Source organism: Selenomonas sp. oral taxon 478 (assembly GCF_001189555.1).
Classification (GTDB): Bacteria; Bacillota; Negativicutes; order Selenomonadales; family Selenomonadaceae; genus Centipeda; species Centipeda felix.
In genome coordinates this window covers 2,250,480-2,270,703 of record NZ_CP012071.1, presented here as the reverse complement: position 1 = coordinate 2,270,703, position 20,224 = coordinate 2,250,480, and the positions used below count along the sequence as shown (strand labels likewise).

Genomic DNA, 20,224 nt, shown 5'->3' with positions numbered 1-20,224 from the left:
GTAATGGACGAACAGAAAACCATGATGTTCTCCTTCGGGGAGGATAAGCCAAAGGCAGATGTCGTCATACGGGATGTGAGTGCGGCGATGCGGGAGAAAGGGTATAACCCGATCAACCAGCTGGTCGGCTATTTGCTGTCCGGTGATCCCGCGTATGTGACGAGTCACCGCGACGCGCGGAGCAAGATACGGAGTCTTGAGCGGGACGATCTGCTCGATGAGCTCGTGCGCTTCTATCTGGAACACGAGAAATGAAACGCTATATGTCACTCGATCTCGGTGATGCAACGATCGGGGTTGCGGTCAGTGACCTTCTCGGGCTGACGGCGCAGGGCGTTGAGACAGTGCGGCGCACGACACTCGAGGCAGACATTGCCCGCCTCGGACAGCTCATGCAGGAGTATGAGGTCGATGCGCTCGTGGCCGGTCTGCCAAAGCACATGAACGGCGATGAGGGCGAGCGCTGCAGCATTGTGCGTGCCTTTATGGCGGAGGTGGAGGAGCACTTTCCGAGGACGGAGGTACACTACTGGGATGAGCGCCTCTCGACCGTCGCCGCCTCGCGCGCGCTCATTGCCGGAGATGTCTCACGCAAAAAACGCCGCAAGGTGATCGATAAGATGGCGGCGGTCTATATTTTACAGGGATTTTTGGATCGACAGAATATGGGAAATCACGGATAAAAGATGCGCCGGGAGACGCACACAGTATTTATCCGGGCTTCCTTGATTGAAGGAGCAGAGAAGATGACTGAGCAGGAAGAACTTCACGACGAGGACGTTATTGTCGTTATCTCCGATGAGGAGGGAGTGGAACACTACTATCGCGAGGAGATGATCGTGCCGCTCGGAACGGAGCGATTTGCCGTGCTCGTGGCACTCCACATGGATGCGGATGGAGCACTTGAAGACAGCGACGATGAGGACGAGGCGACGATTGCCAAGATCATCGTGGATGAGAGCGGCGAGGACATCTACACAGATCCGACGGACGAGGAGTTCGAGGCGGTCTGCCGCGCCTATGAGCATCTTGCAGAGCAGGAGGAAGAATAAGGGACTCGCAGATCGCCGCCGCATCAGCGGACCATGATGTTCTGTGGAGCAGGAGACTGCGTGGGCCTACGACACTGAGACAAGAGAGGATGGATTTTGTTGCGGGAGTCATTGCAGGAGTTGTGGCAGAAGACACGCGACTTTCTGGAGCACGCCGAATGGCAGGAGGCTCTGCGGGCGGTTTACCGCGGAAAGGGAACCCCAAAGCAAAAGAGAATGATATTCGGCGGGGCGGCTGCGGTCGCCCTCCTCTTCCTTGTTTTTGTGTTTTTGATTGCGTCGCCGTCCGCCTCGCCCACCAATGAGGGGACGCCTGTATACTTTACCGTACGCCCCGGGATGAGTGTCAGCAGCATCGGCAAGGAACTGCACGAACGCGGTGTGATCGACAGCGAGATGAAGTTCTGGTGGACGGCGAAGCTGAACGGACTTGAAAACAAGGTCAAGACTGGTACGTTCGCCATGCAGACCGGGATGACGCCGCGTGATGCGCTGGAAAAACTCGTCTATGGCAATACCGTCACGATCCGTTTCGTGATTCCCGAGGGGTTCGGTGTGAAGGAGATCGCCGAGCGGCTGGAAAAGGAAGGGCTCGTGCGCGCGGATGACTTTATGGAGCGAGCCAAGACCTTTCGCCCCTACCCCTATATGGAACAGCATGAGAATGTACGCTATGCGGCGGAGGGATTCCTTTTCCCCGACACCTATGAGCTGAGCGATTCGTTCGATGCCGACTCGATCATGACGATGATGGCGGAGAATTTCGATCATCGCCTGACGAAGGAGATGCGAGACCGCGCCAAGGAGATGCACCTCTCAATCTATGAACTCGTGACGCTCGCGTCCCTCGTGGAGAAGGAGGCGTATCATGATGAGGATCGCCCGATCATCGCACAGATCTTTTTGAAGCGTCTGCGCCTTGGTATGCCGCTGCAGGCTGACCCGACGGTGCAGTATCTGCTCGATGAGCCGAAGGAGGATCTTCTCTACAGCGACACGGAGGTCGCGTCGCCCTATAATACCTATCAGAATGTCGGCCTGCCGCCAGGACCGATTGCAAGCCCCGGTACAGCGTCGCTGATGGCCGTGCTGCATCCCGCACATACGAACTATCTGTATTTCGTGGCGGATCGGAATGGAAAGAATTACTATGCAACGAATTATGCGGATCACCTCGCCCTTGTCGATCAGGTGCGCTGATGCAGTGAAGGTGCTCCGATGACGCGCAGACCTGAGCTCCTTGCCCCTGCGGGGACGATGGAGAAACTGGAGGCGGCGCTCCGCTATGGTGCGGATGCGGCGTATCTCGGCGGACGGCAGTTCGGCCTGCGTGCCTTTGGCGGAAACTTTACAGAGGACGAGATTGCAGCGGCCGTTCGCCTTGCTCATGGGATGGGAAAGAAGATCTATGTGACGGTCAATGTGTTCCCGCACAATGAGGATCTGGTGTCACTGCCGGACTATCTGCGCTTTCTTAAGGAGGCAGGGGCAGATGCCGTCCTCGTTGCCGACCTCGGTGTCTTTATGTGTGCACGCGAGGCGGCCCCCGGACTTCCCATCCATGTCAGCACACAGGCGAACAATGTCAACTGGCGCACAGTGCGCGCGTGGCAGGAGCTTGGCGCGGCGCGCGTCGTGCTCGCACGCGAGCTCTCGGCGGCGGAGATACGGGAGATTCGGCGGGCAACGGACGTGGAGCTGGAGCTGTTCGTGCACGGTGCGATGTGCATCTCCTATTCCGGACGATGTCTGCTCAGCAGTTACTTCACGGGGCGCGATGCGAACCGCGGAAGCTGTGCCCAGTCCTGCCGATGGAAGTATGCACTGGTCGAGGAATCCCGTCCCGGAGAGTACTATCCCATCGCCGAGGATGAGCGCGGCACCTATATCATGAACTCGAAAGACCTGTGCCTGCTCACGTATCTGGACGAGGTCGTCGCATGCGGTGTGGACAGCCTGAAGATCGAGGGACGCATGAAGAGCGTTCACTATGTGGCGAGCGTTGTGAAGGCGTATCGCATGGCGCTGGATGCCTGCCTGTCAGAGCAGCCCTACCATGTCGAAGCATCGTGGCTGGAGGAATTGAACAAGGTATCCCACCGTGCGTACACGACAGGCTTTTTCTTCGGAAAGACGACGGCAGAGGATCAGATCTATGGGTCTTCGTCCTATGAGCAGAACTCGGAGTTCGTCGGGCTGGTGCGTGCCTATGATCCCACGACAGGGGTGGCAGAGGTGGAGCAGCGTAATCACATGCGCGTCGGTCAGGAGATTGAGATCTTTCAGCCGAAGGGGTCGTCCTTTCGCCAAATTCTCGATGCCATGTGGGATGAGGAGGGGACGCCAATCGACGCCGCACCGCACCCGCAGCAGATCGTGCGCATTCGGCTGGTGCGTCCGGCAGAGCCATACAGCATCCTGCGCCGCGATGTGCCAATGAAAAAGGGGGATGGATCATGAGCACGGTGATTCGCCGCTTTGCATGTGCCGAAGGGCGTGTGCAGGGCGTGGGCTTTCGCATGTTTGTCCGCCAGCAGGCGGTGATGCGTGACATCACGGGGTGGGTCAAGAATATGTCGGACGGCACGGTAACAATGGAACTGCAGGGCGCAGCGGATGCCGTCGAGGCGGCATTTGACGCCATGCGTGCAGGAAATATGTTTATCCACGTGAATCATCTCACGGTCGAGGAACGCGCTCTGCTTGAGGGGGAGCGCAGCTTTGACGTGCGCTATTAGAGGAGTATGATGGGAAAAATATTGGTGCTGAATGGGCCGAACCTCAATATGCTCGGGACACGTGAGCCTGAGATTTACGGCGCGCTGACGCTCGCCGACATCAACGAACGCCTGCGCCGTCGTGCGGAGCGTGCAGGCCTTGCCATCACATTTCTGCAGTCGAATCACGAGGGCGTCTTGGTGGATGCCATTCAGGCAGCGCGCGGGAACACGGACTACATTATCCTGAATGCCGCTGCCTTCACGCATTACAGTATTGCCATCCGCGACGCCATTTCTGCCGCTGAGGTTCCCGTCATCGAGGTACACCTCTCGAATATCCATCAGCGCGAGGAGTTTCGGCATCACTCGATGATTGCGCCGGTCGTTTGGGGGCAGGTTGCAGGGCTGGGGGCGGAGAGCTATATGGCGGCACTTGAGGCAATCATCTGCCGCATGGAGGGATACAATGGAGATTGAGAGACGAGTCGCGCGACTGCGTGCGCTCATGGCAGAGAAGGTTCTGGACGGGGTGCTTGTCACGAAAGAGGAGAGTGTCCATTATTTTAGCGGTTTTCGCGGTGACTCCACGGCACTCCTTATAACCCCCGAGCGGCTTCTTCTCATGACAGACAATCGCTATACGGAGCAGGCGCAGTTGCAGGCACCAAGCTATGATGTCGTCGAACAGCATGAGGGGCTGAGCAAAAAGATTGCAGAGGCCGCGCAGGATATTGGGATTCTTGCGCTTGGCTTTGAGGGCGGTGCACTGACCTGTGATCGGTATGAACAGCTGAAATCTATGCTGGGAGAGATCTCCTTTGACACGTCGCTCTCCCTTGATGCACTGCGCATGATCAAGGATGCGGATGAGATTGCCGCCATTCGCCGTGCCTGTGCGATTGCCGATGCGGCATTCGCACACATCATCACCGTCATTCGCCCCGGCATGATGGAGTGCGAGGTGGCCGCTGAGATGGAGTTCTTCATGCGGCGCAAGGGCTCGGAGCGCCCTGCCTTTACGACGATTGTCGCTTCGGGGGTGCGGGGCAGTCTGCCGCACGGCGTGGCAAGTACGAAGGAGATCGCACGCGGCGAGCTCGTGACGATGGACTTTGGCGCGGTCTATGAGGGCTACTGTTCGGACATCACGCGGACCATCTGTGTCGGACGGGTAGACGCGCATCAGCGCGAGCGCTATGATGCCGTGCTCATGGCGCAGGAGCGTGCACTCGCGGCACTGCATCCCGGAGTCACAGGGATCGAGGCAGACCGCGTGGCACGCGATGCTCTCGCTGAGAAGAATCTTGCACAGTATTTTGGACATGGGCTCGGGCATAGCCTTGGGCTTGAGATCCACGAGGAGCCGCGCCTTTCGAAGTCCTGTCCTGTCGCACTGCAGGAGAATATGCTGATTACCGATGAGCCGGGAATCTATATTCCGGGCTGGGGCGGAATCCGCATCGAGGACACGGTGCTCATCACACATGACGGAGCGGAGCCGCTGACGCACGCGCCAAAAGAATTTATTGAAATATGTATATAAACCCGCTATAATGTGTAAAGGTATAACAGATATGGAGGAACGAACAATATGATTAACAGCACCGATTTCCGCACAGGCCTGACCATTGAGTACGATGGGGGTGTCTGGCAGATTGTTGATTTTCAGCACGTGAAACCGGGAAAGGGTGCCGCGTTCGTCCGTACGAAGATCAAGAACGTCGAGACCGGTGCTGTGGTGGAGCGCACGTTCAATCCGAACGAGAAGATGCCTGCGGCGCATCTCGAGACGCATACCATGCAGTACCTCTATGAGGCGGACGGCGTCTATACGTTCATGAACACGGAGACCTATGAGCAGACGGAGCTGACGCGCGAACAGCTGGGCGATGCGCTGAACTACCTCATGGAGAACATGGAGGTGGCGGTGCAGCAGTTCAAGGGGCGCATCATTGGCATCCAGCTGCCGAACTCCGTCAATCTGAAGGTCGTCGAGTGCGAGCCGAGTGTCAAGGGAAATACGGCGACGGGCGCGACGAAGATGGCAAAGGTTGAGACCGGTTATGAGGTGCGTGTGCCCCTCTTCATCAACGAGGGAGATGTTCTGCGCATTGATACGCGCACGGGCAGCTACATCGAGCGCGCCTGAGTATAATCATATTAAATTTGGAGGGTATGAACATGGACAATGAGAAGGATGTTGTAAAGAAGGAAACAGGCCTTGGGACGATTCGCGTTGCCGATGAGGTCGTCAGCATTATCGCGGGGCTTGCCACGACGGAAGTCGATGGAATTGCGGGCATGAGCGGTGGTATCGCCGGCGGCATCGCTGAGATCCTGGGGCGTAAGAATTTCTCCAAGGGGGTCAAGGTCGAAGTCGGTGAGAAAGAGGCTGCGGTTGATCTCTACATCATCGTCAAGTATGGCATCCGCATTCCTGAAGTTGCCCTTGCGGCGCAGGAGAATGTCAAGCGCGCCATCGAGACGATGACGGGGCTGTCTGTGGTCGAGGTGAACGTGCATGTGCAGGGCGTCGGATTCCCTGAGGAGGAGCCGAAGGTCGAGGAGTCGCGTGTACACTAAGTGCAGTCGGGGGCTATGAACCATGGGGATTCTTAACCGTCTGCTTCTCCTGCCGTATGCGATTCTCGGCATGGCACTCGCCGTTGCCGTCGCAGCGGCAGTACTGCGTATCCTGCCGGAGAGTATCTGGCTGAATGAACTGCGCTATGCACTGTCCCGTCAGGAACTCCTTATAGGCTGTGCGGTGTATTTTCTGTTCAGCCTAAAGTTCTTCTTTGCGGTGTTTTCGCGTTTCTCATCTTCTACACGTACGGACGGGGAGTTTATGGTGATCGAGACACCGGCCGGTTCCGTTCAGGTAGCACTCCCTGCCGTGCAGGGCATCGTCGAGCGTACCACGCTGGCTATGCAGGAAGTGCGTGAGGCAGCGGCAGTCATTGTGGTGCATGAGCAGCGGAAGGACAGCGCAGATCCGCCCATGCATATTGAGCTGAAGATCAGCATTGCGGATCACGCAGCATTGGGACAGGTGACGGAGCAGCTGACGCAGAGTGTGCAGCAGCATATTCATGAGGTCCTCGGTGTAGCCGAGGTGCCGGTCAAGATCAGTGTGACGGAGATCGGCGCGTCCGGTGCGGCAAAACGCTCTGTGGCGTAGTGGGAGGTGCGCATGAAAGAATATCTGCTGCAGCTCCTGCAGGAACAGTGGATGTACCATCGCGGACGGACAGGCGGACTGGTGCTCGGAACCCTGTTCGGCGTCTGTGTCCTGCTGTTTGGTTTTTGGAATATTGTCTTTGTGATTCTCTGTGCCGGTATCGGCATGTATATTGGATTGCAGTCAGAGCATCGACATTGGTCAGAGATCATTGATCTGTCGGGACTGCGGAATCTCTTTCGGAGGATGTCATGAGCCGCAGACACGCGCGTGAGGCGGCGCTTTTGACACTTTTTCAGCGGGAGTTCGATCAGGATCGTCCGCCGACTGTCGCGGCAGGGGATCTTGCCAGCGACGCTGTGGACGGGTTGACGGAGAAGGATCTTGCCTATGCAAACGGGCTCGTGCAGGGTACGTGCTCCGTTCAGCCGGAGATCGATGCGGCGATTGAGCGCATGGCGAAGGAGTGGAAGCTCCATCGCATGGCGCCCGTGGATCGCAATCTCATCCGCATGGCGTACTATGAGATGTGCTATCAGGAGGAACGCATTGACCCTCCGATTGCCATTAACGAAGCAGTGGAGCTGGCAAAAAAATATGGGTCGGACGATGCGGGCCGCTATGTAAACGGTATCCTTGCTGCGTTGCAGAAATCAATGGGATAACTGATGAAAAAGAATCCGTTGCACAGTCGGTGCAATGGTTCTTTTTTTATCGTCATGGGGGAGAGGTGGTTATGACCGTTCACAGTGTCAGTGATGTAACGCGCTATATCAAGGGGATGTTTGAGCATGAGCCGATTCTGTCGGATCTTTTGATACGCGGCGAGGTGTCCAACTATAAACGCTATCCGTCGGGACATGCCTACTTTACCCTAAAAGATGCAGGCTCAAGTATGAAGTGCGTCATGTTCAACGGCTATGCGCGAAATCTGCGCTTTGCACCCGAGAACGGGATGCAGGTGATCGCGGGCGGCAATATCTCCGTCTATGAGCGTGACGGAGCATATCAGCTCTATGTCAGCTTCTTGACACCCGAGGGCGCGGGGGCGCTCGCCCTCGCCTTTGAGCAGATGCGCGATCGCCTCGCCGCCGAGGGGCTTTTTGATGAAGGACATAAACAGCCGCTGCCGCGCTTTCCGCGACGCATTGGGATTGTCACGTCGTCGGCAGGAGCGGTGCTGCGCGATATCCACAATGTCTCCAAGCGACGCTGGCCGGGTGTGCAGCTCATCCTTCATCCCGTTCTGGTGCAGGGCGCAGGAGCGGCGGAGCAGATTGCGGATGCCGTGGCGTTTTTCAATGAGAAATATCCGGTGGATGTCCTGATCGTTGGCCGCGGCGGCGGGAGTGCAGAGGATCTCTGGGCGTTTAATGAGGAGGTCGTCGTCCGCGCCGTCTATCGGTCGCGTATTCCCGTGATTTCGGCCGTGGGGCATGAGACGGATACGACGCTTGTGGATTTCGTCAGCGATCGGCGTGCGGCGACACCCTCGCAGGCGGCGGAGTTTGCCGTTCCTGATGCGGCGGAAATGGAGCGATTCCTCATGGGGCTGCGTGCACGTCTTGACGCGGGGCGGAAGCGACAGATCGATCACGCCGTCGCGCGCCTGAGCACGCTCGTTCAGCGGCCTTGGTGCACCAATCCGCGCATGTTGATCGCCCCGCTGATGCAGCGCAGTGACCGTGCCACGGCAGAGCTCCATCGTGCGGCAAAGGAGCAGAGCGTCGCAGCGCGGCATCGTCTTGAGCTCGTGCTGAAGCGACTGGAGCTGCTCAACCCCGTACGGGTTCTCTATCGTGGGTTCAGCATTGTGGAGAAGGACGGGCGTGCCGTGAGCCGCGTGAAGGACGTCACGGCGGGTGACCGCGTGAACATTACATTTGCGGACGGCAAGATATCTGCCGTCGTAGAACAGGCAAAGGAGCAGCAGAATGGCGCGTAAAAAAGAGATGGCGTTTGAGGAAGCACTGGGGGCGTTGGAGCAGATTGTTGCTGAGATCGAGGCGGGTGATTTGGCCCTTGCTGATCTCATGGCAAAGTACTCCGAAGGAATTAAGCTCTCGGAGTTCTGTGCCACGTCGCTGCGGCGCGCGGAGGAGACGATGGATCTCCTCGTGCGGGAGACGGCGGACGGCGTTGCACAAGAACCGCTGAAGATCGGAGGCTGAGATGAAGGAACGTTGGCGGGCGCGGCAGGAGCTGGTGGAGCGTGCGCTGCAGGCGGAGCTGGATCGGACGGATGTGCTCGATGATACGCTGCGGCAGGCGATGGCGTACAGTCTGATGGCAGGCGGGAAACGTCTGCGACCTGTGCTCCTCATGGCGGCAGCGGATGCGGTAGGAGCGGATGGCGCCAAGTTCCTGTCCGTGGCGTGTGCACTTGAGATGATTCACACGTATTCCCTCATTCACGACGATCTCCCGGCGATGGACAACGACGACTATCGGCGCGGCAAATTGACCAATCACAAGGTCTTTGGCGACGGCATTGCCATCCTTGCAGGTGACGGACTTCTAACGCTCGCGTTTACGGTCATCCTGCGCCAGCAGGATGTATCCGCCGATACACTTCTGCGCGTGGTGGATGAGATCAGTCGTGCTGCCGGTGCTGAGGGCATGGTGGGCGGTCAGGTGCTCGACCTGCGTGCAGAGGAACATCGCATCTCGATGGAGGAGATGCGCCGTGTCCACATGGGCAAAACGGGGGCACTCTTTCGTGCAGCGCTGCGCAGCGGCGCAATCCTTGGCAATGCGTCCGAGGCACAGCTTGCATCACTTACAACGTATGCGGAGCAGTTCGGGCTTGCCTTTCAGATCACGGACGACATTCTCGATGTCGTCGGGACGGCAGAGGACATCGGTAAGCCCGTTGGAAGCGATGAGAAAAACCACAAGTCGACCTATGTCTCCCTGACCTCGCTCGATGAGGCGCAGGAACTTGCAGCACAGACGGTGAAGGGTGCGTGTGCGGCACTCCGTGATTTCGGCGCGGAGGCAGATTTTCTGCGTGAACTGGTGTCCTATCTCGTGTATCGGAAGCAGTAGGGGGCGCCGTTGAAGAAAGAGCGTTTGGATGTGCTGCTCACCGTACAAGGGCTTGCACCGAGCCGTGAGCGCGCGAAGCGCCTCATTATGGCAGGACAGGTGCTCGTCAACGAGCAGCGTGTGGATAAAGCAGGCGCAACCGTTCCCGCTGATGCAGTACTGCGCGTCGTGGGAGAAGATCTTCCGTATGTCAGCCGCGGCGGACTGAAGCTCGCAAAGGGGATCACTGCGTTCGGCATTTGCCTTGCGGGGCGGACAGCGGCAGACATCGGTGCGTCCACGGGCGGATTTACGGACTGTATGCTGCAGAATGGCGCGGTCAAGGTCTATGCGATTGATGTGGGATATGGACAGCTCGACTGGAAACTGCGCACGGATGCACGCGTCATCAACATGGAGCGTACGAACATCCGCAAGGTAACGCCGGATATGCTGGATCATGCGCCGGACTTTGCCTCGATCGATGTGGCATTCATCTCGCTGGATAAGGTGCTCCCCGTTGTGCGGACGCTCCTCTCACCGGAGGGAGAGGTGCTCGCCCTCATCAAGCCGCAATTCGAGGCGGGAAAGGATCGCGTCGGAAAGAACGGTGTTGTGCGTGACCCTGCAGTGCACGAGGAAGTGATTGCACGCGTCCTTGCCACCGCAGAGGGGCTGGGCTTTGTTCCGCGCGGACTGACCTTTTCTCCGGTCAAGGGACCAAAGGGGAATATCGAGTATCTCCTCTATCTGGGGATGCAGGGCGGACGTACGGCTATCGCGGATGAGGAGATCGCCGCTGTGGTGGCAGAGGCACATCGTACACTGGATGGATGAGATGCGGAGCGGATTATGTTGACGGTTGCAGTTTTTCCCTATGTCGAGCGTCCGGAGATGCGGGATATTGTCCTGCGCATCCGCAGCTTTCTTACGGCACGGGGCGCGCGTATCATCCTGCCGCGTGCGCGCGCGGCGGAGTTCGGCATGGAGGAGTGCGGTGCAGACGACATCGAGCGTCTGCCCGCCGACTTTGCCTTGAGTCTCGGCGGAGACGGTACACTGCTCGGCATCTGCCGACGCTACGCGGAGAACCCCGTGCCGGTCTGTGGCATCAATTTGGGGACACTCGGCTTTATGGCGGATATTGAGCTCAATGAGCTGGAACGGCGTCTGGGACAGCTCTGTGCGGGAGATTACCGCGTGGAGCAACGGCCGCTGCTCGCGGGCTATGTGACGCATCCATGCGGAGAAGAGCATTTTCTTGGCTATGCGATCAACGACATTGTGGTGACCAAGGGCGATGTGGCGCGCGTTATCACGCTGGGGCTGACGGTGAACAGTACACCGCTGGTTGCATGCAAGGCGGACGGATTTATCGTTGCCTCGCCGACGGGCTCAACGGCTTACTCCCTTTCGGCGGGCGGGCCAATCATGAACCCGATGGTGCGCGGCATTCTGCTCACGCCCATCTGCGCACATACGCTAAACATCCGCCCGCTAGTCATACGCGAGGAGGACGTGGTGCACATCCATCTGCTCGATACGCGCCAGAGCATCATCGTCACCATCGATGGGCAGGAGACCACGCCGATCCGTCCTGACGATACCGTGACGGTACGCTGTTCCGACGTGCGGGCGGGCATCATCAAATTTGAGGACAAAGACTACTATCAGACGCTGCGGACAAAACTCTGGAGAAACTGCTAGGAGAGAGCGGAATGAAACGTCGTCGTCACGACCTCATCAAACAGATCATCCGTGAAGAAATCATCGAGACACAGGAGGCACTTGCGGCAGCGCTCTGTGCGCGCCATGTGCACGTCACGCAGGCGACGATCTCGCGGGACATCAAGGAACTCCTGCTTATCAAGGTACCGGCAGGCGGCGGACGCTATCGCTATGCTGTCGCGCCGCAAGAGGGACAGCGTTTTTCCGAGGCACGCATGCGTCGTGTCTTCAAAGACAATGTGCAGAGCTGCGATTTCAGTGAGAACATCGTCGTCGTGCGCACTGCGCCAGGGGCAGCGGGAACGGTGGCATCCGCGCTCGACGCGTCGGCATGGTCGGAAGTCATCGGAACGATTGCAGGCGACGACCATATTTTCGTGCTCATCCGCCCGAAGGAGGCAGCGGCGGATATCGTTGCACGTATTCAAAAACTCATGCACTAAAAGGAGGGATGTGTGGTGCTGCACAGCCTACGGATTCAGAATTTTGCCCTTTTGGAAGAGGTGACCGTCGAGTTCGGCACGGGGCTGAACATCCTCACGGGTGAAACCGGTGCGGGCAAGTCCATTCTGATTGGTGCACTGGGGACAATCCTCGGTCAGCGTGTCCTTGCCGACGTCATACGCAGCGGCTGTGATTTTCTGCGTGTGGAGGCTGTTTTTTCCATCGAGGAAAACTCTGTCGTGTCCGCATTGCTCGCCGAACAGGAGATCGAATACGATGATGAGCTGATCATCGTACGCAAGGTATCACGTGCGGGGAAAAGCTCCATTCTTGTCAACGGTGCCCATGTGACGCTGACCTTTCTCAAAAAACTTGCGCCGCATCTCGTGGATATCCATGGACAGAACGAGAACTTGGCACTCCTGCGCGAGGAAGCGCAGCGCAGCCTCCTTGAAGGCGGTGATGCCGATCTCGCGGAGCGCCTATGTGCCTATCAGGATGTCTATCGGGCCTGGAAGGCGCGGACGAAAGAGCGTGAGATGCGTACGGAGGAAAATGCGGAGATCGCCGAGCGTCTGGATATGCTCCGCTGGCAGGAGCAGGAAATCGCAGAGGCGGAACTCACAGAGGGAGAGGATGAGGAACTCGAGATCGAGATTCGACGTCTCTCCCATGCGGAACGCTTGGTGGAGCACGCTGCCGAGGCGAGCAATCTCCTCAGTGAGGATACGGAGGAGGGGGCTGCCGTCCTGACGGCACTATCGCGCGTCACGCACGCACTGGAGGAGATTGCACGCTACGATGAGAGCCTTGCGGGGGCGCAGGCAATGATCGAGGAAGCGTATATCTCCCTGCAGGAGGCATCCTATGAGGTGCGGGACTACCTAGAGGGCATCGACGCGGATCCCGCCTCGCTGGACAAGATCCAGCTGCGCATGGATGTGATCGAGCGCCTTAAGAAAAAATACGGCGGAAGCATCTCTGCTGTCCTAGCGCGCCTCGAAGCGCTGCGAACAGAGATCTCCTCCGCTGAACGCTATGATATGGACATAGAGGAACTGAATGCGGCGATTGCAAGGCTCCGGCAGCGCATGGAACAATGCGCCGCGGAGCTGACGAAACAACGGCAGAAGGTCGGTGCGGCGCTCTCCGTGAAGATCGAACGGGAGCTGCAGGGGCTTGGCATGAAGCAGGCACGTTTTCACATTGTTGTCACGCCGGAGGAGCAGTATACAACCCATGGTGCAGATCGTCTCACGATGCTGTTTTCCGCAAATGTCGGCGAGGCGGAAAAGCCTCTGGAGAAAATCGCCTCGGGCGGTGAACTCTCGCGCATTGCACTCGCCATCAAGGCCATCGTTGCGGCACGGGATACCGATGGGACAAGCATGGTGTTTGATGAAATCGACACGGGGATCGGCGGGCGCACTGCGCAGATGGTCGCAGAGCGGATTGCGTTCGTCGCGCAGTATAAGCAGGTGCTCTGCATCACGCATTTGCCGCAGATCGCCTGCATGGCGGATGTGCATCTCTATATCGCAAAATCCGTCGTCGACGGAGCGACAGTGACGCGCGTCGAGCCGCTCAGTGAGAAGGAGCGCGTCCGCGAGATCGCACGCATGGCATCGGGCGATGATGTTACGTGGGCGGCACTTGCGAATGCCCGTACCATGCTCGCGGGCGCAGCGACGAAGAAGAAAGAGTTGAAGCAGTCGGAAATAGGAACGATATCTTGATGAAGTACAATGATGTAAAACGTCTGATGATGGCTGGTTTGATTGCTTCGTGTGCAGCGTTGGCCACAGCGGCAGAGGCAATGCCGACGGCCGTCAGTGCAGAGCCGATGGTCGGAATGCCGTCGCCGCTCGTGGAGTATCCGAGCGTCCGTGACGCATGGGCGGTGGCAGGACTGCCGGTCTACACACCGACACTCCTTCCTGTGGGCTATGCACAGAAGAATGTTATCGTAATCGACAAAAGCCTCGCCGAAATCTTTTATCGCAACAGCGACGGCAAGGAGATCCTCTTCCGCATGGCGGCGGGGAATGCAGATATCAGCGGTGACAGCACGGCGTACGAAGTGAACCAGGTCGTTCAGGCCGGACGGCAGTACATCCGCGTCAAGGGGTCGGGGCGGCTGGTGCATCTTGCCCTTTGGTCGCGCGGCGGGTATACCTTCTCCCTCTCCTTTGAGGAGCCGGTTCCCGTTGAGGCCGTGGAGGCAATCGTCACCACGATCGCGTGGAACTAAACCCCGCGCCAAAGTTTTTGCGCGAATTGAAAAAATTTATTTGCACGCCCGCGATAGCCGTGTTATACTGTTCAACAGATTGTGTGAGTGGGATAAGAGTCGCCGTGTATTTCGGTATGTGTTGGAGAGGTCTATGGAGGTTATTTTAGCGGAACATCTCGGCTTTTGTTATGGCGTCAAACGCGCCATTGAGATTGCCAGAGAGAACGCTTCCCCCGATGGGACATCCAGTACACTCGGTCCGATCATCCATAATCCGCAGATGGTGGAACGCCTGAAAGAGGAGGGCGTCGGCACGGTCAGCACACTGGACGAGATGCAGGATGGGACGACGGTCATCATCCGTTCGCATGGCGTGGGTCCGTCGGTGTATGCACAGGCGGAGCAGCGCGGTCTGAATCTTGTGGATGCAACCTGTCCGCACGTCAAGAAGGCGCAGCTTTCGGCAAAGCAGCTCTCGGAGGAGGGCTATACCGTTGTCATCATCGGCGAAAAAAATCACCCGGAGGTCAAGAGTATCTTCGAGTGGACAGCACAGCGGGCACACATTATTGAGAGCGAGGAGGAGGCAGCGGCGCTGCCAACTTTTGGGAAGCTCGGCGTCGTCTGTCAGACAACGTTTTCGAGTGATCGCTTTCGGCGCATCGCGTCTGTCCTTCTGGAAAAGTCGCGCGACATCAAGATCCTGCGGACGATCTGCACGGCGACGGATATGCGTCAGTCGGCGGCGATGGATCTGGCAGAGCACGTGGATGCAATGATTGTCGTCGGGGGGAAGAACAGCGCAAATACGATGCGACTCGCGCAGCTGTGCAGCGAAAAATGTCGAACCTATCACATTGAGACAGCAGATGAACTGCAGTCTGATTGGTTGAATCATATTAATAAAATTGGTATTACAGCCGGTGCTTCTACACCGGACTGGATTATCAAGGAGGTTTTTAAACAGTGTCAGAGCAGAGCATGAAGGAACTTTTGGAACAGGAAGATATGCCCGATATCCAAGAGCGCACCGTGGTCAAAGGGGTTGTTGTCCAGGTATCCCGTGATGAGGCGTATGTGGATATTGGCTACAAGCAGGAAATTCCTGTCTCCAAGAGGGATCTTGCCGTTCCTGCGCCGGACGATGCACGCGATGTCGTGAAGGTCGGCGATGAGATTGATGTCTACATCAAGTCTCTCGGCGGCGATAACGGCGGCAGCCTCTCGAAGGTCGAAGCTGACAAGATGGCCGCATGGAAGGACATCGAGGTCATCAAGGAGAAGGGCGAGACCGTCGAGGCGAAGGTCGCCAAAGAGGTCAAGGGTGGACTTGTCGCCTACGTCATGGGACTGCGCGGCTTCATTCCTGCCTCCCAGATGGAGCTTCACTTCGTGAAGGATCTTTCGGTCTACGTTGACCAGACGGTTGAGGCGGAGATCATCGAGATCGACGTGCAGAAGCGCCGTCTCGTCCTTTCGCGCCGTAAGCTGCTCGAGCGTGACCGCGCGGAGAAGGAAGAGGCTGTGTTCTCTGCCATCGAGCCGGAGCAGATCGTACGCGGTACGGTCAAGCGTCTCGTGGACTACGGAGCCTTCATCGACATCGGCGGTGTGGATGGTCTGGCACATATCTCTGATCTCGCGTGGCATCGCGTCAAGCATCCGTCAGAGGTGCTCGAGGTTGGGCAGGAGCTCGACGTCTACGTAAAGAGCGTGGATCGCGATGCGAAGCGCATTTCCCTCTCGGTCAAGGATACCCTTCCGGATCCGTGGGTCGAAAAGGCAGAGAAGTACGCAGAGGGCGACTTCATCGAAGGCAAGATCATCAAGCTGACCGACTTCGGTGCATTTATGGAAATCGAGCCGGGCTTTGATGGACTGATCCCGATGGGCGAGCTCGCCGAGAAGCGCATCGAGCGTGCGGACGAGGCAGTTCACACGGGTGACGTCGTTGTGGTCAAGGTGCTCCGTATCGACACGAAGCGCAAGCGCATCTCCCTCTCCATCACGAAGGCAAAGCGTGATGCAGACAGTGCTGACGTCAAGAAGTATGCGGCGGAGAGCGCATCCGAGGGCGACGAGACGGTGACGGACTGATCGCATAACTCGATAGAGACTTGAAGGAGTGATGTTATGTCACTCCTTTTTTGTATACCTACGTTTCTTATAACATGGCATCAGTGTTTTACGAGGAAGAGGAACCTCTATAGGGTTGTTTGACGAAGCTCCTGTTTTTCGTTGAACAACCCTTTTCTTATGCGTATGTGCCATATTGAAAAAAAGGCGGGTTATTGCTATAATGATACGGTAGATTGGTACGTTATAGGGTCGGAGGTGGCTGTTATGTTTCGTCCATTGCCATTTAATTTGAAGGAGAATGCCGAGAAGGGGCAGGAGATGCTGAGCAAGGCGTTGGATACGGTGATGGAACATTCCTTCAATCCGTTGGACAAGGTCGGCGGCGTGCTCTTTCCGTTTCGTGTCGATGTGATTGATACGGAGACGCAGTACGAGATCTTTGCCGAGCTGCCGGGCTTCTCCAAGGATGCAATCGAGGTGTCGTACAGTGAGGACGGCCGGCTGAAGATCAAGGCGGAGCGCAGTGCGGCCGATGTTCCGGAGACGCGCTATCTCTGCCACGAGCGCAGGACGGGGGCTTTTGAGCGCTCTTTCCTCATCGACGATGTAAACGATGCGGATGCATCCGTTTCCTATGAGGCGGGCATTCTTCATGTGATCCTGCCGAAGCTGGCGGAGAAGCAGTCGCGCCGCGTCTTTACGATACAATAATTTGGACGGGAGCAGATCGAGAGAGGTAGAACGGGAGGACGTTATGTCGGAGGATCGCGATTGGGAGCTTTTCAAGCAGAAGCTCAAGGCAAAGACGGAGATTGATCTGGATCTCTACAAAGAACCGCAGATGAAGCGCCGTATCAACAATCTGATCACGCGCGCCGGCTACAAGGAATGCAGCGAGTACTTTGACCATGTGTGCGGGAACAAGGACGATTTTGCTGCGTTTATCGAGTATCTGACGATCAACGTGTCGGAGTTCTTCCGCACGCCGGAGAAATTCGGCAAACTCGAGACGGATGTCATCCCTGACCTCCTAAAACGCTCGTCGAAGCTCAATATTTGGAGCGCAGGCTGCTCCATCGGCGCGGAGCCGTACTCGCTTGCCATCATTATGAAGGAGATGACGCCCGGGACGCGTCACCGTATCCTTGCCTCTGATCTCGATATCGAGATTCTGGCGAAGGCAAAGCGCGGCGTCTATACGGCGGACGAGATCAAGAGCATGGCACCCGAGCGTCGCCGCAAGTACTTTGATGTCGTGGACGGTGACCACTATGCCGTCAAGCAGGAAATCAAGAGCATGATCGAGTTCAAGCGACACAATCTCCTGCAGGATAAGTTCGAGACGGGCTTCGATCTCATTCTCTGCCGTAATGTGGTCATCTATTTCACAGATGAGGCAAAGGAGCAGCTCTATCGCCACTTCTTTGAGGCGTTGAAGCCGGGCGGCATTCTCTTCGTCGGTGCGACGGAGTCGATTCTCAACTTCCGCAAGATGGGCTATACGAGCTTTCAGCCGTTCTTCTATCAGCGGCCGCTCGAGTCATGAGCGGTGCACCGCAGCTCACGCAGGAACAGCGGCGCGCGCTGCTCCTGCGCGAGGTCAAGTGGGCAGAGGAAAAGTCAGCGGCATACCGTGCTGCGTTCGCACGCGCCGGTGTGACCCATGCTGACGTGCAGGATTTCGCAGATATGTCACGGCTGCCGTTTTTGGATGCCGTGGCAGAGGAGGGGGCGAATGCCCCTTTTTTCATGCTTACGCTGCCCTTATCGGGGCTTATGCGCGTGAGTGTGCTGTGGGATACCGCTGGCGTAGGCGGGCAGGTGCACTGCTATACGCAGGGGGATGTGGCGCGGCAGGTGCAGGCAGCGACAGATATGCTTCGCACCTGCGGCGTGCACCGTGCGAGTACGGTGCTGCTCGTCGGGAATGCTGCGGACAGCCGCACACTCGATCTCCAATATGCGCTCGACGGCCTCGGCGCGACGGTTCTCCCCTGTGCCTCGGCGACAGATGCTGTGCGGCTCATGGATGCCGTTGTCCCCGATACGGTGATCGCATGGGAGCAGGATATTCCTCTGCTCGAAGAGACATTGGATCGGATGGCACTCTATCGGCTGATCTCCATCGGTGCACACCCATGTCCGCAGGAGCGTACGCAGCGGATGGTGGCACGCATGGGAGCGCGTCATACGCACATCTTTACACGTGCCTCGATGGGGGTGCTGATTGGATGCAGCGACGATGATGGTACGGGCATTCATCTCGATGGACGTCTGCTTTTTGCTGAGGTCATCGATGCAGCAGGCCAGAGCTCTGCTGCGGATGGGGCGTGTGGGGAGCTTGTCCTCTCCTCACTGACGGCTGAGGCCGAACCTGTCCTGCGTTGTCGTACAGGACTGCACGTGCGCCTCTTACGAGAGCAGGATCGTAGGGGATATGAGCAGGTGCAGATTGTGGAGGAGTGATATGATGGCTGATGAACGACTGATTGCTGCACTGGATGTCCATACACGCGAGGCTGTAGAGAGACTGGTCGGACAGTTGGGGGACCGTGTTTCCTACTACAAAGTTGGCATGGAGCTCTTCTATGCGCTCGGCGGTGACGTTGTCACATGGCTGAAAGGAGAGGGAAAGAAGGTATTCCTCGATCTAAAGCTGCACGATATACCGAATACTGTAGCAGGCGGGCTCTGCTCTCTGCTGCGCCTGCGTCCCGACATTCTGAATGTCCATACGGCGGGCGGTCTGCGCATGATGCGGACAGCCGCAGAGGCACTGCACCGCGCGGCAGAGGAGGAGGGCGTCCCCTGTCCGAAGCTGATCGGTGTGACGGTGCTCACGAGCATGGATGCGGAGGACTGGACGGGGCTCGGTCATACGGGAACCGTCGCGGATGCAGTCCTGCGCCGTGCAGTGCTGGCGCAGGAGGCGGGACTGGATGGTGTCGTTGCCTCCCCCGTGGAGGCGGAGGCGATTCGACGTGCCTGCGGCCGCGATTTTTGGATCGTGACACCGGGAATTCGTCCCGCCGGTACGGCGCATGACGATCAGCGCAGGGTGATGACCCCGGCGGCGGCGCTTCGCGCCGGTTCGTCGCAGATCGTGGTGGGGCGTGCCATCTATGCGGCGGAGGATCCGCGTGCGGCCGCAGAGGCTGTTTTGAAGGAGATGGAGGAGATATGATGACGCAGGATGAGGTGCGCGCACTGCTGGTTCAGACGGGCGCGATTATGGACGGGCATTTTCTGCTGACGTCGGGGCTGCACAGCCCGCACTATGTGGAGAAGTTTAACGTGCTGCAGCATCCGCAGTATACGCAGCAGCTCTGTGAGGCGATGGCGGAGAAGTTCAAGGATGCGCGGATTGAGACGGTCGTTGGCCCCGTGACGGGCGGCATCCTGCTTGCGCATGAGACGGGAAAGGCACTCGGAACCCGTGCAATCTTCACGGAGCGCGTGGACGGCAAGATGACATTCCGCCGCGGTTTCTCCCTGCGTGAGGGCGAGCGTGTGCTGATTGTCGAGGACATCGTGACGACGGGCGGCTCGATTAAAGAGGTGATCGACGTGGTGAAGGCGGCGGGTGCTGTCCCCGTGGCGGTCTCGATGCTCGTTGATCGCAGCGGCGGCAAGGCGACATTCGGTGATGTGCCTGCGACCGCCCTCCTCACGATGGATGTGGAGACCTATACGCCCGAGCATTGCCCGCTCTGCGCCAAGGGAATCCCCATGACGAAGCGCGGTCGTACGGGAAAGTAAC

At 57.9% G+C, this 20,224-nt stretch carries 28 protein-coding genes; all 28 read left to right on the top strand.

The window, feature by feature from the left end; genetic code table 11:
- Positions 1-3: 3 nt before the first annotated feature.
- The 28 genes from ADJ74_RS10540 to pyrE all read left to right on the top strand — a co-directional run bounded on the left by ADJ74_RS10540 (position 4) and on the right by pyrE (position 20,223).
- Positions 4-255 carry an IreB family regulatory phosphoprotein gene (locus tag ADJ74_RS10540; protein WP_009442334.1) on the top strand — a complete coding sequence of 84 codons (252 nt, stop codon included), beginning with the start codon at positions 4-6 and terminating at the stop codon, positions 253-255.
- Positions 252-683: a Holliday junction resolvase RuvX gene (gene ruvX / locus ADJ74_RS10535; RefSeq protein ID WP_172664532.1), complete on the top strand. Its 432-nt coding sequence runs from the start codon at positions 252-254 to the stop codon at positions 681-683. Before ADJ74_RS10540 ends, ruvX begins: the two co-directional genes overlap by 4 nt.
- 63 nt (positions 684-746) lie before the next feature.
- A complete protein-coding gene (locus ADJ74_RS10530) occupies positions 747-1,052 on the top strand; it encodes a DUF1292 domain-containing protein (protein ID WP_050344103.1) in 306 nt (101 codons plus the stop codon).
- A 96-nt stretch (positions 1,053-1,148) separates the two neighbouring features.
- On the top strand, positions 1,149-2,252 hold the full coding sequence (gene mltG, locus ADJ74_RS10525) for an endolytic transglycosylase MltG (RefSeq protein ID WP_050344101.1): 1,104 nt from the start codon (positions 1,149-1,151) through the stop codon (positions 2,250-2,252).
- Positions 2,253-2,270: 18 nt separating this feature from the next.
- Complete coding sequence (locus ADJ74_RS10520; protein ID WP_050344100.1) at positions 2,271-3,512, top strand: U32 family peptidase; 1,242 nt, start codon at positions 2,271-2,273, stop codon at positions 3,510-3,512.
- Positions 3,509-3,790, top strand: a complete 282-nt coding sequence (locus ADJ74_RS10515; RefSeq protein WP_009442329.1) for an acylphosphatase — start codon at positions 3,509-3,511, stop codon at positions 3,788-3,790. The genes ADJ74_RS10520 and ADJ74_RS10515 overlap by 4 nt, the downstream gene beginning before the upstream one ends.
- A 9-nt stretch (positions 3,791-3,799) precedes the next feature.
- A complete protein-coding gene (aroQ, locus tag ADJ74_RS10510) occupies positions 3,800-4,249 on the top strand; it encodes a type II 3-dehydroquinate dehydratase (protein ID WP_050344294.1) in 450 nt (149 codons plus the stop codon).
- Positions 4,239-5,315 carry a Xaa-Pro peptidase family protein gene (locus tag ADJ74_RS10505; protein ID WP_050344098.1) on the top strand — a complete coding sequence of 359 codons (1,077 nt, stop codon included), beginning with the start codon at positions 4,239-4,241 and terminating at the stop codon, positions 5,313-5,315. Before aroQ ends, ADJ74_RS10505 begins: the two co-directional genes overlap by 11 nt.
- A 48-nt stretch (positions 5,316-5,363) precedes the next feature.
- The gene (efp, locus tag ADJ74_RS10500) at positions 5,364-5,921 is read left to right on the top strand and encodes an elongation factor P (RefSeq protein WP_006689509.1); all 558 of its coding nucleotides are present in this window, start codon (positions 5,364-5,366) and stop codon (positions 5,919-5,921) included.
- 32 nt (positions 5,922-5,953) lie between these two features.
- Entirely contained in the window at positions 5,954-6,355 is a 402-nt protein-coding gene (locus ADJ74_RS10495) for an Asp23/Gls24 family envelope stress response protein (RefSeq protein WP_170950760.1), read from the top strand.
- 22 nt (positions 6,356-6,377) lie between these two features.
- Complete coding sequence (gene amaP, locus ADJ74_RS10490; RefSeq protein ID WP_009442325.1) at positions 6,378-6,953, top strand: alkaline shock response membrane anchor protein AmaP; 576 nt, start codon at positions 6,378-6,380, stop codon at positions 6,951-6,953.
- Positions 6,954-6,965: 12 nt separating this feature from the next.
- A complete protein-coding gene (locus ADJ74_RS10485) occupies positions 6,966-7,208 on the top strand; it encodes a DUF2273 domain-containing protein (RefSeq protein WP_050344096.1) in 243 nt (80 codons plus the stop codon).
- Positions 7,205-7,618, top strand: coding sequence for a transcription antitermination factor NusB (nusB, locus tag ADJ74_RS10480; RefSeq protein ID WP_009442323.1), 414 nt, complete (start codon positions 7,205-7,207; stop codon positions 7,616-7,618). The genes ADJ74_RS10485 and nusB overlap by 4 nt, the downstream gene beginning before the upstream one ends.
- 71 nt (positions 7,619-7,689) lie before the next feature.
- Positions 7,690-8,898 carry an exodeoxyribonuclease VII large subunit gene (gene xseA, locus ADJ74_RS10475; protein WP_050344092.1) on the top strand — a complete coding sequence of 403 codons (1,209 nt, stop codon included), beginning with the start codon at positions 7,690-7,692 and terminating at the stop codon, positions 8,896-8,898.
- Entirely contained in the window at positions 8,888-9,124 is a 237-nt protein-coding gene (xseB, locus tag ADJ74_RS10470; RefSeq protein ID WP_006689503.1) for an exodeoxyribonuclease VII small subunit, read from the top strand. Before xseA ends, xseB begins: the two co-directional genes overlap by 11 nt.
- A gap of 1 nt (position 9,125) precedes the next feature.
- Positions 9,126-10,001 (top strand): polyprenyl synthetase family protein, encoded by an 876-nt coding sequence (locus ADJ74_RS10465; protein ID WP_050344091.1) that lies wholly within the window; start codon positions 9,126-9,128, stop codon positions 9,999-10,001.
- Positions 10,002-10,010: 9 nt separating this feature from the next.
- Positions 10,011-10,817, top strand: coding sequence for a TlyA family RNA methyltransferase (locus ADJ74_RS10460; RefSeq protein ID WP_009442320.1), 807 nt, complete (start codon positions 10,011-10,013; stop codon positions 10,815-10,817).
- 15 nt (positions 10,818-10,832) lie between these two features.
- A complete protein-coding gene (locus ADJ74_RS10455) occupies positions 10,833-11,687 on the top strand; it encodes an NAD(+)/NADH kinase (RefSeq protein WP_050344089.1) in 855 nt (284 codons plus the stop codon).
- Positions 11,688-11,698: 11 nt separating this feature from the next.
- Entirely contained in the window at positions 11,699-12,151 is a 453-nt protein-coding gene (gene argR, locus ADJ74_RS10450) for an arginine repressor (RefSeq protein WP_050344084.1), read from the top strand.
- A gap of 15 nt (positions 12,152-12,166) precedes the next feature.
- Positions 12,167-13,888, top strand: coding sequence for a DNA repair protein RecN (gene recN / locus ADJ74_RS10445; RefSeq protein ID WP_050344291.1), 1,722 nt, complete (start codon positions 12,167-12,169; stop codon positions 13,886-13,888).
- Positions 13,888-14,403 carry a DUF4367 domain-containing protein gene (locus tag ADJ74_RS10440; protein ID WP_157040609.1) on the top strand — a complete coding sequence of 172 codons (516 nt, stop codon included), beginning with the start codon at positions 13,888-13,890 and terminating at the stop codon, positions 14,401-14,403. The genes recN and ADJ74_RS10440 overlap by 1 nt, the downstream gene beginning before the upstream one ends.
- 133 nt (positions 14,404-14,536) lie before the next feature.
- Positions 14,537-15,370 carry a 4-hydroxy-3-methylbut-2-enyl diphosphate reductase gene (ispH, locus tag ADJ74_RS10435; RefSeq protein ID WP_009442315.1) on the top strand — a complete coding sequence of 278 codons (834 nt, stop codon included), beginning with the start codon at positions 14,537-14,539 and terminating at the stop codon, positions 15,368-15,370.
- Positions 15,367-16,482: a 30S ribosomal protein S1 gene (gene rpsA / locus ADJ74_RS10430; protein WP_083501183.1), complete on the top strand. Its 1,116-nt coding sequence runs from the start codon at positions 15,367-15,369 to the stop codon at positions 16,480-16,482. The genes ispH and rpsA overlap by 4 nt, the downstream gene beginning before the upstream one ends.
- A gap of 246 nt (positions 16,483-16,728) precedes the next feature.
- On the top strand, positions 16,729-17,175 hold the full coding sequence (locus ADJ74_RS10425; RefSeq protein ID WP_039980837.1) for an Hsp20/alpha crystallin family protein: 447 nt from the start codon (positions 16,729-16,731) through the stop codon (positions 17,173-17,175).
- A gap of 43 nt (positions 17,176-17,218) precedes the next feature.
- On the top strand, positions 17,219-18,010 hold the full coding sequence (locus ADJ74_RS10420; RefSeq protein ID WP_050344080.1) for a protein-glutamate O-methyltransferase CheR: 792 nt from the start codon (positions 17,219-17,221) through the stop codon (positions 18,008-18,010).
- Positions 18,007-18,930 (top strand): phenylacetate--CoA ligase, encoded by a 924-nt coding sequence (locus ADJ74_RS10415; RefSeq protein ID WP_050344079.1) that lies wholly within the window; start codon positions 18,007-18,009, stop codon positions 18,928-18,930. Before ADJ74_RS10420 ends, ADJ74_RS10415 begins: the two co-directional genes overlap by 4 nt.
- A 4-nt stretch (positions 18,931-18,934) precedes the next feature.
- Positions 18,935-19,648, top strand: coding sequence for an orotidine-5'-phosphate decarboxylase (gene pyrF, locus ADJ74_RS10410; RefSeq protein WP_050344287.1), 714 nt, complete (start codon positions 18,935-18,937; stop codon positions 19,646-19,648).
- A complete protein-coding gene (gene pyrE / locus ADJ74_RS10405; RefSeq protein ID WP_039980835.1) occupies positions 19,648-20,223 on the top strand; it encodes an orotate phosphoribosyltransferase in 576 nt (191 codons plus the stop codon). The genes pyrF and pyrE overlap by 1 nt, the downstream gene beginning before the upstream one ends.
- Position 20,224 lies beyond the last annotated feature (1 nt).

What these genes read in the sequence shown, in the direction of transcription:
- ADJ74_RS10540 (WP_009442334.1), top strand. Translation starts at nt 4, where the DNA reads ATGGACGAACAGAAAACCATGATGTTCTCCTTCGGGGAGGATAAGCCA.
- ruvX (WP_172664532.1), top strand. Translation starts at nt 252, where the DNA reads ATGAAACGCTATATGTCACTCGATCTCGGTGATGCAACGATCGGGGTT.
- ADJ74_RS10530 (WP_050344103.1), top strand. Translation starts at nt 747, where the DNA reads ATGACTGAGCAGGAAGAACTTCACGACGAGGACGTTATTGTCGTTATC.
- ADJ74_RS10520 (WP_050344100.1), top strand. Translation starts at nt 2,271, where the DNA reads ATGACGCGCAGACCTGAGCTCCTTGCCCCTGCGGGGACGATGGAGAAA.
- ADJ74_RS10515 (WP_009442329.1), top strand. Translation starts at nt 3,509, where the DNA reads ATGAGCACGGTGATTCGCCGCTTTGCATGTGCCGAAGGGCGTGTGCAG.
- aroQ (WP_050344294.1), top strand. Translation starts at nt 3,800, where the DNA reads ATGGGAAAAATATTGGTGCTGAATGGGCCGAACCTCAATATGCTCGGG.
- ADJ74_RS10505 (WP_050344098.1), top strand. Translation starts at nt 4,239, where the DNA reads ATGGAGATTGAGAGACGAGTCGCGCGACTGCGTGCGCTCATGGCAGAG.
- efp (WP_006689509.1), top strand. Translation starts at nt 5,364, where the DNA reads ATGATTAACAGCACCGATTTCCGCACAGGCCTGACCATTGAGTACGAT.
- ADJ74_RS10495 (WP_170950760.1), top strand. Translation starts at nt 5,954, where the DNA reads ATGGACAATGAGAAGGATGTTGTAAAGAAGGAAACAGGCCTTGGGACG.
- amaP (WP_009442325.1), top strand. Translation starts at nt 6,378, where the DNA reads ATGGGGATTCTTAACCGTCTGCTTCTCCTGCCGTATGCGATTCTCGGC.
- ADJ74_RS10485 (WP_050344096.1), top strand. Translation starts at nt 6,966, where the DNA reads ATGAAAGAATATCTGCTGCAGCTCCTGCAGGAACAGTGGATGTACCAT.
- nusB (WP_009442323.1), top strand. Translation starts at nt 7,205, where the DNA reads ATGAGCCGCAGACACGCGCGTGAGGCGGCGCTTTTGACACTTTTTCAG.
- xseA (WP_050344092.1), top strand. Translation starts at nt 7,690, where the DNA reads ATGACCGTTCACAGTGTCAGTGATGTAACGCGCTATATCAAGGGGATG.
- xseB (WP_006689503.1), top strand. Translation starts at nt 8,888, where the DNA reads ATGGCGCGTAAAAAAGAGATGGCGTTTGAGGAAGCACTGGGGGCGTTG.
- ADJ74_RS10465 (WP_050344091.1), top strand. Translation starts at nt 9,126, where the DNA reads ATGAAGGAACGTTGGCGGGCGCGGCAGGAGCTGGTGGAGCGTGCGCTG.
- ADJ74_RS10455 (WP_050344089.1), top strand. Translation starts at nt 10,833, where the DNA reads ATGTTGACGGTTGCAGTTTTTCCCTATGTCGAGCGTCCGGAGATGCGG.
- argR (WP_050344084.1), top strand. Translation starts at nt 11,699, where the DNA reads ATGAAACGTCGTCGTCACGACCTCATCAAACAGATCATCCGTGAAGAA.
- ADJ74_RS10440 (WP_157040609.1), top strand. Translation starts at nt 13,888, where the DNA reads ATGAAGTACAATGATGTAAAACGTCTGATGATGGCTGGTTTGATTGCT.
- ispH (WP_009442315.1), top strand. Translation starts at nt 14,537, where the DNA reads ATGGAGGTTATTTTAGCGGAACATCTCGGCTTTTGTTATGGCGTCAAA.
- rpsA (WP_083501183.1), top strand. Translation starts at nt 15,367, where the DNA reads ATGAAGGAACTTTTGGAACAGGAAGATATGCCCGATATCCAAGAGCGC.
- ADJ74_RS10425 (WP_039980837.1), top strand. Translation starts at nt 16,729, where the DNA reads ATGTTTCGTCCATTGCCATTTAATTTGAAGGAGAATGCCGAGAAGGGG.
- ADJ74_RS10420 (WP_050344080.1), top strand. Translation starts at nt 17,219, where the DNA reads ATGTCGGAGGATCGCGATTGGGAGCTTTTCAAGCAGAAGCTCAAGGCA.
- ADJ74_RS10415 (WP_050344079.1), top strand. Translation starts at nt 18,007, where the DNA reads ATGAGCGGTGCACCGCAGCTCACGCAGGAACAGCGGCGCGCGCTGCTC.
- pyrF (WP_050344287.1), top strand. Translation starts at nt 18,935, where the DNA reads ATGGCTGATGAACGACTGATTGCTGCACTGGATGTCCATACACGCGAG.
- pyrE (WP_039980835.1), top strand. Translation starts at nt 19,648, where the DNA reads ATGACGCAGGATGAGGTGCGCGCACTGCTGGTTCAGACGGGCGCGATT.